The organism is Klebsiella sp. P1CD1 (assembly GCF_003790505.1).
Classification (GTDB): domain Bacteria; phylum Pseudomonadota; class Gammaproteobacteria; order Enterobacterales; family Enterobacteriaceae; genus Klebsiella; species Klebsiella variicola.
Map to the genome: position 1 here is coordinate 1357043 of NZ_CP033631.1, position 16127 is coordinate 1373169.

Sequence of the window (16127 nt, forward strand, 5' to 3'; positions counted from 1 at the left end):
GATGCGGATGTTAAAGCGTGAAATGAACATTGCCGATTATGATGCCGAACTGTGGCAGGCTATGGAGCAGGAAAAAGTACGTCAGGAAGAGCACATCGAACTGATCGCCTCCGAAAACTACACCAGTCCGCGCGTCATGCAGGCGCAGGGCTCTCAGCTGACCAACAAATATGCTGAAGGGTATCCGGGCAAGCGTTACTACGGCGGCTGTGAATATGTCGACGTGGTTGAGCAACTGGCTATCGACCGCGCGAAAGAACTGTTCGGCGCTGACTATGCTAACGTCCAGCCGCACTCCGGCTCTCAGGCTAACTTTGCGGTCTACACCGCGCTGCTGCAGCCGGGCGATACCGTGCTCGGTATGAACCTGGCGCAGGGCGGCCACCTGACTCACGGCTCTCCGGTGAACTTCTCCGGCAAACTGTACAACATCATCCCTTACGGTATTGATGAGTCCGGTAAAATTGACTATGACGACATGGCGAAGCAGGCTCAGGAACACAAACCGAAGATGATCATCGGTGGTTTCTCCGCTTACTCCGGTATCGTTGACTGGGCGAAAATGCGTGAAATCGCTGACAGCATCGGCGCTTACCTGTTCGTCGATATGGCGCACGTGGCAGGCCTGATTGCCGCGGGTGTGTATCCGAACCCGGTTCCGCATGCTCACGTTGTGACCACCACCACCCACAAAACCCTGGCGGGTCCGCGCGGCGGCCTGATTCTGGCGAAAGGCGGTAGCGAAGAGCTGTACAAAAAACTGAACTCTGCCGTGTTCCCAAGCGCGCAGGGCGGCCCGCTGATGCACGTTATCGCGGCCAAAGCGGTGGCGCTGAAAGAAGCGATGGAGCCAGAGTTTAAAGTTTACCAGCAGCAGGTTGCGAAAAACGCCAAAGCAATGGTGGAAGTGTTCCTGAACCGCGGCTACAAAGTGGTTTCTGGCGGTACTGAGAACCACCTGTTCCTGCTGGACCTGGTGGATAAAAACCTGACCGGTAAAGAAGCTGACGCCGCCCTGGGCCGCGCCAACATCACCGTGAACAAAAACAGCGTGCCGAACGATCCGAAGAGCCCGTTCGTGACTTCCGGTATCCGTATCGGTTCTCCGGCTGTGACTCGCCGCGGCTTCAAAGAAGCGGAAGTTAAAGAGCTGGCTGGCTGGATGTGTGACGTGCTGGACAATATCAATGACGAAGCGGTCATTGAACGTGTGAAAGGCAAAGTGCTGGATATCTGCGCACGTTTCCCGGTTTATGCGTAAGCGTTAACGTTGCAATAAAAAAGGCCGCGATTGCGGCCTTTTTTGTGTCTGCCGATTAGCGGCGGTCGAGCGAAATCGCGCCGGGGCCGGTAATCGCCAACAGCAGAAAAGCGCCGGCAATACTGACGTTTTTCCAGAAATTAATCATGTTCGGCAATACCGCATCGCCGGTCATATCCCAGTAATGATGGCCAATCACCGCCGTACCCAGCGTATAAAAAATAAAGATGACCGCCAGCGGGCGGGTGAAAAAGCCCAACACAATTAAGATCGCCGCAGGGACCTCCATTATCACAGCGATAATCGCCGCCAGCGTCGGCATCGGCGCGCCGGAGGCGGCCATGTACTGCACCGTACCGCCAAAGCCTAACAGTTTCGGATAACCAAAAAGGATAAACAGGACCACCACGGCGATGCGGGCGATGAGCAGCAGCAAGGAGCGGGAAGCGCCAAAATCAAAATAGCGGAGTGTGTTCATAATCAGCTCGTTATGAGAGAAGTGTGATCTAAACGTAATACACAAATTTGCCCGCCGCCATGGAGAGAAAATAATAATGTTGCGCTTCGTTTCATCAGGATTTGGCTGCGGGGTTGCTCGCACTTTGATGCCCGGTTATCGGATTTTATTTAATACAACCGGCGATGGGATGGTGCTCGCTCTGTGATGTGTGTCACGATTTAAAGACAAATGTACTCAACTTCCATATAGAGAGTGAGACACCGGTTTACTCAAGATGGGGTTTGTCGCCAGACTATCGCCACCATTCGGGAGGAAATCATGGTCTTGCACTCCACGCGCTGGCTGGCGCTCAGTTATTTCACCTACTTTTTTAGCTACGGTATTTTTCTGCCCTTCTGGAGCGTCTGGCTGGCCGGAAACGGGCTGACTCCGGAAACCATCGGCCTGTTGCTTGGCGCCGGCCTGGTGGCCCGTTTTCTTGGGAGCCTGCTGATTGCCCCGCGGGTCAGCGATCCCTCCCGGCTCATTGCCGCGTTGCGCGTGCTGGCCCTGTTAACGTTGCTTTTCGCGCTGGCCTTCTGGGTCGGCAGTCACGTGGCATGGCTGCTGGCGGTCATCATCGGCTTCAACCTGTTCTTTTCGCCGCTGGTGCCGCTGACGGATGCCCTGGCCAATACCTGGCAAAAGCAGATCACCATGGACTATGGCCGGGTACGGCTATGGGGCTCCATTGCCTTTGTCATCGGTTCGGCGCTGACCGGCAAGCTGGTCAGTCTGTTTGACTACCGGGCGATCCTGCTGATGTTAAGCCTGGGTGTCGCCTCGATGCTGCTGGGTATGCTGCTTAAGCCGTCGGTGATGCCCCACGGGGAGTCGCGCCAGCAGCAGGGAGCAGGACTGACGGCCTGGCTGACGCTGGTACGCCAGAGCTGGCGCTTTCTCGCCTGCGTCTGTTTGCTACAGGGGGCGCACGCCGCCTACTACGGCTTTAGCGCCATCTACTGGCAGCAGGCCGGCTATTCTGCCTCGGCGGTCGGTTATCTGTGGTCGTTAGGCGTGGTGGCGGAAGTGGTGATCTTCGCGTTGAGTAAAAAGGTGTTCCGCCGCTTCAGCGCACGCGACCTGCTGCTGCTCTCCGCCGTCTGCGGGCTGATTCGCTGGGGACTGATGGGCTGGACCACGGCGCTGCCGGGACTCCTCCTTGCGCAGATCCTTCACTGTGGCACCTTCACGGTGTGTCACTTGGCGGCGATGCGCTATATCGCCGCCCGTCAGGGCAGCGAAGTGATCCGCCTGCAGGCCGTCTACTCCGCGGTGGCGATGGGCGGGAGTATTGCCATCATGACCGTCTTCGCCGGTTTCCTCTATCAGCACCTGCACCAGGGCGTGTTCTGGGTAATGGCCCTGCTGACGATCCCGGCGCTGATTATCCGGCCAAAAGCGGTGGCGGCCTAGTCCTCAAGCATCGCGCAGATATGCTGCTGTTGGCGTTCAGTGAAGCAGTTCTCCGCGTGGATCAGCGGCGGCGAAAACAGCGGTAGCGCCGTCGCATAAGGGGTGACGATAAGCGTCACCCCTTTGGGCGCACCTTCCTTCTGAAAGCGCTCTACGGTCTGGTATTTGATATTCAGCGGCAGCAGCGTGAGTTCGCGCAGCTGCTGTTCCAGAGCCTCTTCTATAGCCGGGTTGTCATCGGTTAGCAACAGCACCTGTTTTTCGTGCAGGTCGCTTTTCTGCATCAGCCAGGCGCCAAAGATCACCGCGATTAAGCCAGTCTCTTCCTCATTAAAACGGATGTGCCAGGCTTCCTCGAATTCGCTCAATGCCGCCTGGGTGGTACGCAGTAAGCGAGGATAGAGCCGGCTCACTTCCTCCGTGAGCGTGCTGTCGATGCCGATGGCAAACACGCTGCGGATCAACGCCTGCGATAAATGAATATAGAGTTGATCGCTGAGCCCCTGCTCATCACTGAAAGCCCTGCCGGCGAGGACCTGGAAACGATGGATCAGGCCGGAGATAGCCAGTCGCAGGCGGCGATCGTGCGGGTGACCGTCGCGGACCGGGTCGGGGGTTTTGAGCAACATAAACAGTAGCGAGAGGAAGAAGGGCTCTCCAACATGCGGCGGAGCGCCGACCCGGCGCTGCCAGTGGCGGACAATCTCCTGCGCCAGGGTAAACTCGGCGGCGGTCTGGGCCCAACGCTGCTGTTCATCATTGAAGTCCGGAGAGTATCCCCGGTGATGCTCAAGCAGACAGTACTGCAGATATAAGCGCAGAAACTGCACGTCGCGGCAGTCAAACTGGCGATTGAGCGCCCGCGCGCAGCGGTTCACCAGCGCCTGCAGATTGGTATCATCGTATAAGGTACGGGCAATGCCTTCCTGTTTAAGCTGCGTTTTCAGGGCCGGGGTAAAATGATGATTGACGAACTGCGGGCAGAGGCGTAGCCCCCGCCGCAGCGCATGCAGCAGACATAAACGTTGGTCGAGCGCGGCGCCTTCAATCCGATAGCTGCCGTCCACCTCTGACCGGAGGGTCAAACGGTGGTAACGCTGAATTTCGCGTCCGGTCTCCTCAATATCCTGCCGGGCCGTGGTCTCATCAACGAGGTTGATCCTGCCAAGCCGTTCAGTCGTCACCGACTGTCCGGGCAGATAAAACATCAGGAGCACCTGGCTACGGCGCTGTGGACTGGAAAGCGCAGATGGTGGTTCAATGACGGTCATCATCTGGTAAGTTCCAGTTAGGGTTTTCGCTAAGAATAGACAATGGCAGAGGCGGGGGCAGGGCGAAACGCCCGCTTTAGCTCAGGATTGCTGGTGAAGTTCACAGAATTTTTCACGTGAGGAACAGATGAACAGAGTGAAACAATGCACCAGCGCGGCGTTTTTCATGGTTTTATCATTTTCAGCCGCCGCGCATCCGCATAGCTTCATTAGTTTGCAGAGCGAGCCGGTGGTTAAAGACGGTCTGCTGAGCGGGTTTAAAATGCGCTGGACCATGGATGAAATTACCTCATCGGATCTGCTCTATGACGCCGGTAACGCCAAACCGGGCAGCGAAGTATGGAAAAAGCTGGCGGCGGAGGTGATGGCCAACGTACTCGGCCAGCACTATTTCAGCGAGCTGTGGCACAACGGCCAGCGGGTGAAATTTGAAAATCGTCCCGACGGCTATGGCCTCGAGCGTGACGGACTGCAGGCGGTACTGACCTTTACGCTGCCGCTGGCGACGCCGCAACCCGTTGCCGGGCAGACGTTTACCTTTTCCACCTTCGACCCGACCTACTACGTCGATATGTTTTATGACAAGGATAGCGATTTTTCCCTGCCCGCCGCGCTGCGGGCCGCCTGTAAGGCAACGGTGATGACGCCAAAACCGAACGACAAAATGCTCTCGTACGCTCAGTCGCTGGATAAAGCGGATGCGCCGCCGGAGGATATGGCGCTGGGCAGCTATTTTGCCCAGAAGGTGACCCTGACATGTCAGTAATTTTCACCCCCCGCGCGCGATCCTCGCGCTGGAAAGCGCTGTGGCCGCTGGCGCTGTTGCTGGCTGTGAGCATCATCGGCGGCATTTGGCTATGGCGGGTGTGGCCGCAGGTGCTGATGCAGAGCGCGGTCTGGCAGCGCTCGTTGAATCTGGAACTCAGCCGCCTGCTGCAGGCGGTGGCGGAGAACCCGGCAGCGGCGGGCCTGTCGCTGCTCGGGTTCAGTTTCGTTTATGGTGTAGTGCATGCCTTAGGGCCCGGCCATGGCAAAATTGTCATTACTACCTGGCTCGCCACCCATCCCTCGAAGCTGAAATCAAGCATTAACCTGACGCTGGCCGCCTCTTTATTACAGGGGCTGGTGGCCATCGCGCTGGTGGTCGTGGTGCTGGCGCTGCTGCAGCTGCCGGCGCGCCAGCTGCATCTCAGCAGTTTCTGGCTGGAGAAGGGCAGCTATCTGCTGGTGGGCGCATTAGGCTTGCTGCTGTGCTGGCGGGCGTTAAAAAAGCTGCGTCTGCTGCTGAGCCGGCCAACGTTTACCGCTTTTACCCCACATCATGCTCATCACGAGCATTGCGGCTGCGGGCATCAGCATCTCCCGGCGCCGGATCAGCTTCAGAGCGGCGACGACTGGCGGGCACGCGCCGCGATCGTCCTGTCGATGGGCATGCGCCCCTGCTCGGGAGCGATCATGGTGCTGCTGTTCAGCAAGGTGATCGGGGTGTTCAGTTGGGGAATGGCGGCGGCGCTGGCGATGGCGGCGGGAACCTCGTTGACCATCACGGCGCTGGCGCTGCTGGTGCACAGTTTTCGCCAGCTGGCGGTGAAGTTGGGTCAGCATCAGGCGCCGCCGCTGTGGCGTCAGGTGGGCTGGCTGACGCTGGCGCTGGCCGGCGGCGTGATTTTGCTGGCGGCGGCAGGAGTGATGTGGTTCACCGCAGTCCCGGCCGGCGGTGGGATCCGCCCGTTTTAGTCAGACGCCGGGCGCAAATCCGAAAGTGGGCGCCTGTGCTTGCCGCTGGCGAAGCGATGCTCTAGTTTTCCGCTTTTCGGCGGATGACAAGGAGTCGCTATGGCCGCAAATATCGTTTCTTCCGCACCGAGCGGGCGGTTTTATTATGGCTGCGCCGGTGCCGCCGGGCTGCTGGCGGGCCTGGCGATCGTCTACTGGTTTCCGGCGCTGGCCAGCTGGTGGCCGTCAGATCTGGTGCGCGTCTACCACGCCATGTCGTATGTCATGGGATTCGGGGTGTCGCGTATCGGGGATATCCCGCTGGTGGCCTACGCCACCTTAACGCTGTCGGGTTTCGTCATGGCTTTTTGCCACCCCGGGCACAGTAAACTGCCCATTGTTGCCTGGGCTGTGCATAATCAGCCTTCGCCACGGGAGATGGTCGATTGGATCCTGCGCAGCTGGGTATTGCAGTTCGGTTTCCTGGTGATCATTTTCTGGCGTTTTGCTTTCATGGGGAAGCTGACCAGCTATCGGCTGATGCAGTTCGTGGGCATCTTTAACGACGTCTGCTATCTGGCCACGCTGGTGCTGGCTGGGATACTGCTGCGCGATAGCTGGCGAGACTTTCAAGGCGTTTCCGCTCCGGCAAGCAATATTCGCATTCCGCTGATCTTTGCCCTGAGCTTTTATCTGCCGTTTCAGCTGGTATGGATTTTACTCAGTGCGCAGCAGTTCGAGTTGCCGCTGTGGGGATGGCTGCTGCTGGTTCCGGCGATGGTCGGCGTGCTGTTAGCCCGCCTGGCGACAGTAGGAATAGCGTTGTGTTTCCGGCGCTGGCTGGGGCCGCAGGGTTGTCTGCGCTGGCGCGGGCCGCTGGCCTTGTTTAGCGGCCTGACGGTACTGTGCATCGGCGGCAATGCGGTGATTCGCCAGATCCTCAACATGATAAAATGACATAAAAAAAGGAAGCCGCGGCTTCCTTTTTGACATCAGTAAGAGATTAACGCTTCAGCGCATCGCTCAGCTGCTCACGCATATTCGCCAGCATCGCTTTCACCACGCGCGGGTTACCGGCAACGATGTTGCCCGTCAGCAGGTAGTTATGGCCACCGGTGAAGTCGCAGACAATCGCGCCAGCTTCACGGGCGATCAGCTCGCCTGCGGCGAAATCCCAAGGCTTCAGGGCGATCTCAAAGTAACCGTCAACGCGGCCGGCGGCTACATAGGCCAGATCCAGCGCGGCAGAGCCGGTGCGACGGAAGTCGGCACATTCGGTAAACATGTTGCCGAGAATATTCATGTAAGTGGTGGCGTGCTGCTTCGCTTTGAACGGGAAGCCGGTCGCGATGATGGTGCCGTCGAGGTCGCGAGCGTTGCTGCCGCGCAGACGGTAGCCGTTCAGCTGCGCGCCCTGGCCGCGGGTCGCGGTGAACAGTTCGTTACGCATCGGATCGTAAACCACCGCGACTTCAGTACGACCTTTGATGCGTACGGCGATGGAAACAGAGAAGTGGGGCAGACGTTTAACGAAGTTGGTGGTGCCATCCAGTGGATCGATAACCCATTGAACATCCTGCTCTTCACCAGCGTGTTCACCGCTTTCTTCGGTGATAATGGTGTGCTGCGGGTAAGATTTGCGAATGGTTTCGATAATAATCGCTTCAGCGGCTTTATCGACGTTGGTCACAAAATCATTGCTGCCTTTCTGGCTGGTTTCTACGGTGTCTGGCGTTTCGTAGTGCTTGGCAATTAAATTACCCGCCTTGCGCGCGGCGCGCACGGCGATGTTCAGCATCGGATGCATCGGTCTCTCTCACTGGATGTTAAAGAACGGGAAAAAACGGCGCATATAATAACAGCGAAATCTGCTTATGTCTCCGTTTTATGGTAGCATGCCCGAATAATCTTTAGCCGAAGAACCATAATGCTGCAAAATATTCGAATCGTACTGGTAGAAACCTCCCACACCGGCAATATGGGCTCTGTAGCCCGCGCGATGAAAACCATGGGCTTAACTAACCTGTGGCTGGTCAACCCACTGGTCAAACCCGACTCACAGGCGATAGCCCTCGCCGCGGGCGCCAGCGATGTGATCGGTAACGCGCAGATCGTCGATACCCTTGATGAAGCCCTGGCGGGCTGCAGCCTGGTGGTGGGTACCAGCGCGCGCTCCCGCACACTGCCGTGGCCAATGCTCGATCCGCGCGAATGCGGCCTGAAAAGCGTCGCCGAGGGGCAGCATGCGCCGGTGGCGCTGGTCTTTGGCCGCGAACGCGTTGGCCTGACCAACGAAGAGCTGCAGAAGTGCCACTACCACGTGGCGATCGCCGCGAACCCGGAGTACAGCTCGTTGAACCTGGCGATGGCGGTGCAGGTTATCGCTTATGAAGTGCGGATGGCCTGGCTGGCGACGCAGGAGCAGGCGCAGCCGGCGGTTGACCATGAAGAGGCGCCGTACCCGCTGGTGGACGATCTGGAGCGTTTCTACGGCCATCTTGAGCAGACGCTGCTGGCGACGGGCTTCATCCGCCCGAATCATCCGGGGCAGGTGATGAACAAGCTGCGTCGTCTGTTCACCCGCGCGCGTCCGGAAAGTCAGGAGCTGAACATTCTGCGCGGCATGCTGGCGTCTATTGAGCAGCAGAATAAAGGTAAGTAAGCGCGTTAACGCCGGATGGCGCTTCGCTTATCCGGCCTACGAATCTACATCTCTGTTGTAGCCCGGGCGAGGCCTTTGGCCGACCCCGGGAGCGGCTCGAAATTAATAACGGCACGGAAAGCCAAATACCTGACTAAAACAGTCAAGTAAATAGTTGACCAAATTACTCGGGAATGTCAGACTTGGCCCTGCTATGCAATACCCATATTAATAAAAAGCCCGGCCAGGGGCGAGTTTGAGGTTAAGTAAGACATGAGACTGACATCTAAAGGGCGTTATGCCGTGACCGCGATGCTTGACGTTGCGCTCAACTCTGAAACGGGCCCGGTGCCGTTGGCAGATATTTCAGAGCGTCAGGGAATTTCGCTTTCCTATCTGGAACAGCTGTTCTCTCGCCTGCGTAAAAATGGCCTGGTTTCCAGCGTTCGTGGTCCAGGCGGTGGTTATCTGTTAGGTAAAGATGCCAGCAGCATCGCCGTCGGCGAAGTGATCAGCGCGGTAGACGAATCCGTTGACGCGACCCGTTGCCAGGGCAAAGGCGGCTGTCAGGGCGGCGATAAGTGCCTGACTCACGCGCTGTGGCGCGATTTGAGCGAACGCCTGACCGGCTTCCTGAACAATATCACCCTGGGTGAACTGGTGAATAACCAGGAGATCCTTGATGTGTCCGGCCGTCAGCATCAGCACGAAACCCAGCGCAATGCGCGCACCCAGGACGCGATCAACGTTAAGCTGCGCGCCTGAGTGACCCGTCCCGTTTCGGACTGCGGCTGACAGGGCGAGGCAGCACGAAACGGTCGGGACAACGATTATAAAGAGCTTTCAGAATCAGGCCGGGATGCGCCAGCATTCCGTGTACTCGGTCGTACATCAAGCCGGTTGCCTGATTCCTTGCATTGAGTGATGTACGGAGTTTAAGAGCAATGAAATTACCGATTTATCTCGATTACTCCGCAACCACGCCGGTGGACCCGCGTGTTGCCGAGAAAATGATGCAGTTCCTGACCATGGACGGGACCTTTGGTAACCCGGCCTCCCGTTCCCACCGTTTTGGCTGGCAGGCTGAAGAGGCGGTTGATATCGCCCGCAATCAGATTGCCGAGCTGGTCGGTGCCGACCCGCGCGAAATCGTCTTTACCTCTGGTGCGACTGAATCCGACAACCTGGCGATCAAGGGTGCAGCCAACTTTTATCAGAAAAAAGGCAAGCACATCATCACCAGCAAAACCGAGCATAAAGCGGTTCTGGATACCTGCCGTCAGCTGGAGCGTGAAGGCTTCGAGGTGACCTACCTGGCGCCGCAGCGCAACGGGATTATCGATCTCAAAGAGCTGGAAGCGGCGATGCGTGACGACACCATCCTGGTTTCCATCATGCATGTGAATAACGAAATCGGCGTGGTGCAGGATATCGCTACCATCGGCGAGATGTGTCGCGCCCGCGGTATCATTTACCACGTAGACGCCACCCAGAGCGTGGGCAAGCTGCCTATCGATCTGAGCCAGCTGAAGGTGGACCTGATGTCCTTCTCCGGCCATAAAATCTATGGTCCGAAAGGCATTGGCGCGCTGTACGTTCGCCGTAAACCGCGTATCCGTATCGAAGCGCAGATGCACGGCGGTGGCCACGAGCGCGGTATGCGTTCTGGTACTTTGCCTGTTCACCAGATCGTCGGCATGGGTGAAGCTTACCGCATCGCCAAAGAAGAGATGGAAAGCGAAATGGCGCGTCTGCGCACGCTGCGCAACCGTCTGTGGAACGGCGTGAAGGATATGGAAGAAGTTTATCTCAACGGCGACCTCGAGCAGGGCGCGCCGAACATTCTTAACGTCAGCTTCAACTACGTTGAAGGTGAGTCGCTGATTATGGCGCTGAAAGACCTGGCGGTTTCCTCCGGTTCAGCCTGTACTTCCGCGAGCCTTGAGCCATCCTACGTGCTGCGCGCGTTAGGCATGACTGATGAACTGGCGCACAGCTCTATTCGTTTCTCTTTAGGTCGTTTCACTACCGAAGAAGAGATTGACTACACCATCAAACTGGTTCGTAACTCCATCGGCCGTCTGCGCGATCTTTCTCCGCTGTGGGAAATGTTTAAGCAGGGCGTGGATTTGAACAGTATTGAATGGTCACATCACTAATTCGGCACCGATAAGGAGAATTCAACATGGCATACAGCGAAAAAGTTATCGATCATTACGAGAATCCGCGCAACGTCGGCTCTTTTGACAACAGCGACGAGAACGTCGGCAGCGGTATGGTCGGCGCGCCGGCCTGCGGCGACGTGATGAAGTTGCAGATTAAAGTCAACAATGAAGGTATCATTGAAGACGCGCGCTTCAAAACCTACGGCTGCGGTTCCGCCATCGCTTCCAGCTCCCTGGTTACCGAGTGGGTGAAGGGCAAATCCCTGGACGAAGCGCAGGCGATCAAGAACACCGATATCGCCGATGAACTGGAACTGCCGCCGGTGAAAATTCACTGCTCTATTCTGGCGGAAGACGCGATTAAAGCCGCGATTGCGGATTACAAAAGCAAACGTGAAGCAAAATAATTAGTTGAGGTTTTGTTATGTCGATTACTCTTAGCGACAGTGCTGCAGCGCGAGTCAATGCCTTTCTGGCGAACCGCGGTAAAGGGTTTGGCCTGCGCCTGGGCGTGAGAACCTCCGGCTGCTCGGGTATGGCCTATGTACTGGAGTTTGTTGACGAGCCGGCGGCAGAAGACACCGTGTTTGAAGACAAAGGCGTGAAGGTCGTGATCGACGGCAAAAGTCTGCAATTCCTCGACGGCACTCAGCTGGACTTCGTCAAAGAAGGCCTCAACGAAGGGTTCAAGTTCACCAACCCTAACGTCAAAGACGAGTGCGGCTGCGGCGAAAGCTTTAACGTATAATCGGTCATCCCCAACCCCACCGCGGTTACGCCGCGCGTGGGGTTTTCATTTAGATGCATGACCCTGAGGTTACTATGGACTATTTCACCCTCTTCGGGTTACCAGCCAGCTATACCCTCTCGCTTGAACAACTGGCTGTCCGGTATCAGGATCTGCAGCGCCAGTACCATCCGGATAAATTTGCCAGCGCGCCTGCTGCGGAACAGCTTGCGGCGGTTCAGCATTCCGCGACCATAAACCAGGCCTGGCAGACGCTGCGCCATCCGTTGACCCGGGCGGAATACCTCCTCTCGCTTCATGGCTTCGATCTGGCCAGCGAGCAGCATACCGTTCGCGATACCGCATTCCTGATGGAACAGCTGGAGCTACGCGAAGAGCTCGACGAGATCGGTAAGGCGAAAGACGATGCGCGGCTGGAAGCCTTTATCAAACGAGTGAAAGCGCTGTTTGATACCCGCCATCAACTGATGGTTGACCAATTGCATAATGAGAGCTGGGAGGCGGCGGCGGATACGGTACGTAAGCTCCGTTTTCTTGATAAACTGCGCAGCAGTGCTGAAGAACTCGAAGAAAAACTGCTCGATTTTTAATTTTCGGAAGCAATTATGGCCTTATTACAAATTAGTGAGCCCGGCCTGAGCGCCGCGCCGCACCAGCGTCGTCTGGCGGCCGGTATCGACCTGGGCACCACCAATTCTCTGGTGGCTACCGTGCGTAGCGGCCAGGCCGAAACCTTGCCCGACCATCAAGGCCGCTATCTGCTGCCGTCGGTGGTGAACTACCACGCTTCGGGGCTGACCGTCGGCTATGATGCCCGGCTTAACGCCGCCCAGGATCCTGCCAATACCATCAGCTCGGTGAAGCGAATGATGGGGCGCTCCCTCGCCGATATTCAAAACCGATACCCGCATCTGCCGTATCAGCTGCAGGCCAGTGAAAACGGCCTGCCGATGATCCAGACCGCCGGCGGCCTGCTGAACCCGATTCGCGTCTCCGCCGACATCCTGAAAGCGCTGGCTGCCCGGGCAACCGAAGCGCTGGCTGGTGAACTCGACGGCGTGGTGATCACCGTTCCCGCTTATTTCGACGACGCTCAGCGTCAGGGGACCAAAGACGCGGCGCGTCTGGCGGGGCTGCACGTGCTGCGCCTGCTCAATGAGCCGACCGCGGCGGCTATCGCCTACGGCCTCGATTCCGGTCAGGAAGGGGTAATTGCGGTCTACGATCTCGGCGGCGGCACCTTTGATATTTCCATTCTGCGCTTAAGCCGCGGGGTGTTTGAAGTGCTGGCGACCGGTGGTGACTCGGCGCTTGGCGGCGATGATTTCGACCATCTGCTGGCCGACTATCTGCGCGAGCAGGCGGGCTTCAGCGACCGCAGCGATAACCGCCTGCAGCGTGAGCTGCTGGATGCCGCCATTGCGGCGAAAATCGCCCTCAGCGATGCCGAGGCAGCGCACGTCGAGGTCAGCGGCTGGCAGGGCGATATCACCCGCAGCCAGTTTAACGATCTGATTGCCCCGCTGGTAAAACGCACTTTACTGGCCTGCCGTCGCGCGCTGAAAGACGCCGGCGTTGAGGCGCAAGAGGTGCTGGAAGTGGTGATGGTCGGCGGTTCCACTCGCGTGCCGCTGGTGCGCGAACGCGTTGGCGAATTCTTTGGCCGCACCCCGCTGACCTCCATCGACCCGGACAAAGTCGTCGCCATCGGCGCGGCGATTCAGGCGGATATTCTGGTCGGCAACAAGCCGGACAGCGAACTGCTGCTGCTCGACGTTATCCCGCTGTCGTTAGGGCTGGAGACCATGGGCGGCCTGGTGGAGAAAGTGATCCCGCGTAATACCACCATTCCGGTGGCCCGCGCGCAGGAGTTTACCACCTTCAAAGATGGTCAGACGGCGATGTCCATTCATGTGATGCAGGGCGAGCGTGAGCTGGTGCAGGATTGCCGCTCGCTGGCGCGTTTTGCGCTACGCGGGATCCCGGCTCTGCCAGCGGGCGGGGCGCATATTCGCGTCACCTTCCAGGTCGATGCCGACGGTCTGCTGAGCGTCACGGCGATGGAAAAATCGACCGGGGTGGAAGCCTCTATCCAGGTGAAACCGTCTTACGGTCTGACCGATGGCGAAATCGCCACCATGATTAAAGATTCGATGAGCTACGCCGAACAGGATGTCCAGGCGCGCATGCTGGCTGAACAGAAAGTGGAAGCCGCCCGTGTCCTGGAGAGCCTGACAAGCGCGCTGGCCGCCGACGCCGCGCTGTTAAGCGCCGCGGAGCGTCAGGCTATCGATGCCGCTGCGGAGCAGGTACGCGCCGCGGCGGCAGGCGACGACGCCGACGCCATTAAAGAAGCGATTAAAAATATCGACACACAAACCCAGGAATTCGCCGCCCGCCGTATGGATCAGTCGGTCCGTATCGCGCTGAAAGGCCAATCCGTGGACGAGGTTTAAAATGCCAAAAATTGTATTTCTGCCCCACCAGGACCTGTGTCCGGATGGCATCGTTGTGGAAGCTGAGACTGGTGAAACTATTCTGGATGCGGCGCTGCGTAGCGGCATCGAGATTGAACACGCCTGCGAAAAATCCTGTGCCTGCACCACCTGCCACTGCATCGTGCGTGAAGGCTTTGACTCGCTGGCGGAAAGTACCGAAGATGAAGACGATATGCTGGATAAAGCCTGGGGACTGGAGCCTGACAGCCGCCTGAGCTGCCAGGCGCGCGTCACCGACGAAGATCTGGTCGTTGAGATCCCGCGTTACACCATCAACCACGCACGCGAGCATTAATATGGCACTGAAATGGACCGACAGCCGTGAAATCGGCGAAGCGCTGTACGACGCTTATCCGGATCTCGATCCGAAAACCGTTCGCTTTACCGACATGCATCAGTGGATTTGCGATCTGGAAGAGTTCGATGACGACCCAAACGCATCCAATGAAAAAATTCTCGAGGCGATTCTGTTAGTCTGGTTAGACGAAGCCGAATAATTTTCGCGTTATGATTTATGCGACGGTATTAAGTCGGATGAATCATCGAGCGAGAGAACATTACGGGCTGCCATACGGTGGCCCGTTTGCTAAGAAGGATAATGATAATGACCGAAGCCATGAAGATTACGCTTTCTACTCAGCCAGCCGATGCGCGCTGGGGAGAAAAGGCGTCTTACAGCATTAATAACGACGGCATCGCCCTGCATCTCAACGGCAAAGACGACCTGGGCCTGATTCAACGCGCGGCGCGTAAAATTGACGGTATGGGCATCAAACATGTCGCGTTAAGCGGCGAAGGCTGGGACACCGACCGCGCGTGGGCGTTCTGGGCGGGTTATAAAGGTCCGAAAGGCACCCGTAAAGTTGAATGGCCGACCCTGGACGATGCGCAGCGTAGCGAGCTGGACAACCGTCTGACCATTATTGACTGGGTGCGCGACACCATCAACGCGCCGGCGGAAGAGCTGGGCCCGGAGCAGCTGGCACAGCGCGCCGTGGACCTGCTGTGCAGCGTGGCGGGCGAGCAGATGAGCTATCGCATCACCAAAGGCGAAGATCTGCGTGAGCAGGGCTATCTCGGTCTGCACACCGTAGGCCGCGGCTCCGAGCGTCCGCCGGTCCTGCTGGCGCTGGATTATAACCCGACCGGCGATAAAGAAGCCCCGGTATACGCCTGCCTGGTGGGCAAAGGCATCACTTTTGATTCCGGCGGCTACAGCATCAAACAGAGCGCCTTTATGGATTCAATGAAATCCGATATGGGCGGCGCGGCGACCATCACCGGCGCGCTGGCTTTTGCCATTACCCGCGGGCTGAACAAGCGCGTGAAGCTCTACCTGTGCTGCGCCGACAACCTGATCAGCGGTAACGCCTTTAAACTCGGCGATATTATTCATTATCGTAACGGCAAAACCGTTGAAGTGATGAACACTGACGCCGAAGGCCGCCTGGTGCTGGCGGATGGCCTGATTGACGCTTCGGCGCAGAAGCCGGCGCTGATCATCGATGCCGCCACCCTGACCGGCGCGGCGAAAACCGCGTTGGGTAATGACTACCACGCGCTGTTCAGCTTTGACGATGCGCTGGCGAATCGCCTGCTGGCGAGCGCCCAGGCGGAAAACGAAGCCTTCTGGCGTCTGCCGCTGGCCGAGTTCCACCGCAACCAGCTGCCGTCGAACTTCGCTGAACTGAACAACACCGGCAGTGCCGCCTATCCGGCTGGCGCCAGTACCGCGGCGGGTTTCCTGTCCCACTTCGTGGAAAACTACCATCAGGGCTGGCTGCATATCGACTGTTCGGCAACCTACCGTAAATCTGCCGTTGAGCAGTGGTCGGCGGGCGCGACGGGTCTTGGCGTGCGTACCATTGCTAACCTGCTGACGGCTGAGTAACGGCCTTGCCGGGGGCGCTAC

At 57.9% G+C, this 16127-nt stretch carries 18 protein-coding genes; 15 read left to right on the top strand and 3 right to left on the bottom strand.

From position 1 onward, the window contains the following. The first annotated feature begins 7 nt into the window (after positions 1–7). Positions 8–1261, top strand: coding sequence for a serine hydroxymethyltransferase (glyA, locus tag DTA24_RS06820; protein ID WP_008803781.1), 1254 nt, complete (start codon positions 8–10; stop codon positions 1259–1261). Positions 1262–1316: 55 nt separating this feature from the next. Here glyA and DTA24_RS06825 read toward each other — a convergent pair whose 3' ends face one another. Beyond that, positions 1317–1739 (bottom strand): DoxX family protein, encoded by a 423-nt coding sequence (locus tag DTA24_RS06825; protein WP_012540860.1) that lies wholly within the window; start codon positions 1737–1739, stop codon positions 1317–1319. 300 nt (positions 1740–2039) lie between these two features. On the opposite strand from DTA24_RS06825, the gene DTA24_RS06830 reads away from it, so the two are divergent. Beyond that, on the top strand, positions 2040–3176 hold the full coding sequence (locus DTA24_RS06830; protein ID WP_008803783.1) for a 3-phenylpropionate MFS transporter: 1137 nt from the start codon (positions 2040–2042) through the stop codon (positions 3174–3176). Here DTA24_RS06830 and csiE read toward each other — a convergent pair. Further along, complete coding sequence (gene csiE, locus DTA24_RS06835) at positions 3173–4450, bottom strand: stationary phase inducible protein CsiE (RefSeq protein WP_012967436.1); 1278 nt, start codon at positions 4448–4450, stop codon at positions 3173–3175. The genes DTA24_RS06830 and csiE overlap by 4 nt on opposite strands. Positions 4451–4574: 124 nt before the next feature. Here csiE and DTA24_RS06840 point away from each other — a divergent pair, with 124 nt between their 5' ends. The 3 genes from DTA24_RS06840 (at position 4575) to DTA24_RS06850 (ending at position 7120) form a co-directional block, all read left to right on the top strand. After that, positions 4575–5213: a DUF1007 family protein gene (locus tag DTA24_RS06840; RefSeq protein ID WP_012967437.1), complete on the top strand. Its 639-nt coding sequence runs from the start codon at positions 4575–4577 to the stop codon at positions 5211–5213. Beyond that, positions 5204–6184, top strand: coding sequence for a nickel/cobalt transporter (locus DTA24_RS06845; RefSeq protein ID WP_123836607.1), 981 nt, complete (start codon positions 5204–5206; stop codon positions 6182–6184). Before DTA24_RS06840 ends, DTA24_RS06845 begins: the two co-directional genes overlap by 10 nt. Before the next feature lie 99 nt (positions 6185–6283). Then, complete coding sequence (locus DTA24_RS06850) at positions 6284–7120, top strand: hypothetical protein (RefSeq protein ID WP_022064874.1); 837 nt, start codon at positions 6284–6286, stop codon at positions 7118–7120. Between the two features lie 46 nt (positions 7121–7166). On the opposite strand, the gene suhB is transcribed toward DTA24_RS06850, so the two are convergent. Next, entirely contained in the window at positions 7167–7970 is an 804-nt protein-coding gene (gene suhB / locus DTA24_RS06855) for an inositol-1-monophosphatase (protein ID WP_008803788.1), read from the bottom strand. A 120-nt stretch (positions 7971–8090) separates the two neighbouring features. Here suhB and trmJ point away from each other — a divergent pair, with 120 nt between their 5' ends. From trmJ to pepB, 10 genes are all read left to right on the top strand, one after another. Continuing rightward, positions 8091–8825 carry a tRNA (cytosine(32)/uridine(32)-2'-O)-methyltransferase TrmJ gene (gene trmJ / locus DTA24_RS06860; RefSeq protein WP_008803789.1) on the top strand — a complete coding sequence of 245 codons (735 nt, stop codon included), beginning with the start codon at positions 8091–8093 and terminating at the stop codon, positions 8823–8825. Positions 8826–9077: 252 nt separating this feature from the next. Next, complete coding sequence (gene iscR / locus DTA24_RS06865; RefSeq protein ID WP_008803790.1) at positions 9078–9569, top strand: Fe-S cluster assembly transcriptional regulator IscR; 492 nt, start codon at positions 9078–9080, stop codon at positions 9567–9569. Between the two features lie 179 nt (positions 9570–9748). Continuing rightward, on the top strand, positions 9749–10963 hold the full coding sequence (iscS, locus tag DTA24_RS06870) for a cysteine desulfurase (RefSeq protein WP_008803791.1): 1215 nt from the start codon (positions 9749–9751) through the stop codon (positions 10961–10963). Positions 10964–10989: 26 nt separating this feature from the next. Then, positions 10990–11376, top strand: coding sequence for a Fe-S cluster assembly scaffold IscU (iscU, locus tag DTA24_RS06875; RefSeq protein ID WP_002913991.1), 387 nt, complete (start codon positions 10990–10992; stop codon positions 11374–11376). Positions 11377–11393: 17 nt separating this feature from the next. Next, positions 11394–11717 (top strand): iron-sulfur cluster assembly protein IscA, encoded by a 324-nt coding sequence (gene iscA / locus DTA24_RS06880; protein ID WP_002913979.1) that lies wholly within the window; start codon positions 11394–11396, stop codon positions 11715–11717. Between the two features lie 74 nt (positions 11718–11791). After that, positions 11792–12307 carry a co-chaperone HscB gene (gene hscB, locus DTA24_RS06885; RefSeq protein WP_008803792.1) on the top strand — a complete coding sequence of 172 codons (516 nt, stop codon included), beginning with the start codon at positions 11792–11794 and terminating at the stop codon, positions 12305–12307. A gap of 15 nt (positions 12308–12322) precedes the next feature. Further along, positions 12323–14173: a Fe-S protein assembly chaperone HscA gene (hscA, locus tag DTA24_RS06890; RefSeq protein ID WP_050887470.1), complete on the top strand. Its 1851-nt coding sequence runs from the start codon at positions 12323–12325 to the stop codon at positions 14171–14173. 1 nt (position 14174) lies between these two features. Then, positions 14175–14510, top strand: coding sequence for an ISC system 2Fe-2S type ferredoxin (fdx, locus tag DTA24_RS06895; RefSeq protein ID WP_004201872.1), 336 nt, complete (start codon positions 14175–14177; stop codon positions 14508–14510). Between the two features lies 1 nt (position 14511). Beyond that, a complete protein-coding gene (iscX, locus tag DTA24_RS06900; RefSeq protein WP_002913954.1) occupies positions 14512–14712 on the top strand; it encodes a Fe-S cluster assembly protein IscX in 201 nt (66 codons plus the stop codon). Between the two features lie 107 nt (positions 14713–14819). Continuing rightward, entirely contained in the window at positions 14820–16106 is a 1287-nt protein-coding gene (pepB, locus tag DTA24_RS06905; protein WP_012967441.1) for an aminopeptidase PepB, read from the top strand. Positions 16107–16127: the final 21 nt, after the last annotated feature.

What these genes read in the sequence shown, in the direction of transcription:
- trmJ (WP_008803789.1), top strand. Translation starts at nt 8,091, where the DNA reads ATGCTGCAAAATATTCGAATCGTACTGGTAGAAACCTCCCACACCGGC.
- DTA24_RS06830 (WP_008803783.1), top strand. Translation starts at nt 2,040, where the DNA reads ATGGTCTTGCACTCCACGCGCTGGCTGGCGCTCAGTTATTTCACCTAC.
- suhB (WP_008803788.1), bottom strand. Translation starts at nt 7,970, where the DNA reads ATGCATCCGATGCTGAACATCGCCGTGCGCGCCGCGCGCAAGGCGGGT.
- DTA24_RS06825 (WP_012540860.1), bottom strand. Translation starts at nt 1,739, where the DNA reads ATGAACACACTCCGCTATTTTGATTTTGGCGCTTCCCGCTCCTTGCTG.
- glyA (WP_008803781.1), top strand. Translation starts at nt 8, where the DNA reads ATGTTAAAGCGTGAAATGAACATTGCCGATTATGATGCCGAACTGTGG.
- iscR (WP_008803790.1), top strand. Translation starts at nt 9,078, where the DNA reads ATGAGACTGACATCTAAAGGGCGTTATGCCGTGACCGCGATGCTTGAC.
- iscU (WP_002913991.1), top strand. Translation starts at nt 10,990, where the DNA reads ATGGCATACAGCGAAAAAGTTATCGATCATTACGAGAATCCGCGCAAC.
- hscA (WP_050887470.1), top strand. Translation starts at nt 12,323, where the DNA reads ATGGCCTTATTACAAATTAGTGAGCCCGGCCTGAGCGCCGCGCCGCAC.
- hscB (WP_008803792.1), top strand. Translation starts at nt 11,792, where the DNA reads ATGGACTATTTCACCCTCTTCGGGTTACCAGCCAGCTATACCCTCTCG.
- DTA24_RS06845 (WP_123836607.1), top strand. Translation starts at nt 5,204, where the DNA reads ATGTCAGTAATTTTCACCCCCCGCGCGCGATCCTCGCGCTGGAAAGCG.
- iscA (WP_002913979.1), top strand. Translation starts at nt 11,394, where the DNA reads ATGTCGATTACTCTTAGCGACAGTGCTGCAGCGCGAGTCAATGCCTTT.
- pepB (WP_012967441.1), top strand. Translation starts at nt 14,820, where the DNA reads ATGACCGAAGCCATGAAGATTACGCTTTCTACTCAGCCAGCCGATGCG.
- csiE (WP_012967436.1), bottom strand. Translation starts at nt 4,450, where the DNA reads ATGATGACCGTCATTGAACCACCATCTGCGCTTTCCAGTCCACAGCGC.
- iscX (WP_002913954.1), top strand. Translation starts at nt 14,512, where the DNA reads ATGGCACTGAAATGGACCGACAGCCGTGAAATCGGCGAAGCGCTGTAC.
- iscS (WP_008803791.1), top strand. Translation starts at nt 9,749, where the DNA reads ATGAAATTACCGATTTATCTCGATTACTCCGCAACCACGCCGGTGGAC.
- fdx (WP_004201872.1), top strand. Translation starts at nt 14,175, where the DNA reads ATGCCAAAAATTGTATTTCTGCCCCACCAGGACCTGTGTCCGGATGGC.
- DTA24_RS06850 (WP_022064874.1), top strand. Translation starts at nt 6,284, where the DNA reads ATGGCCGCAAATATCGTTTCTTCCGCACCGAGCGGGCGGTTTTATTAT.
- DTA24_RS06840 (WP_012967437.1), top strand. Translation starts at nt 4,575, where the DNA reads ATGAACAGAGTGAAACAATGCACCAGCGCGGCGTTTTTCATGGTTTTA.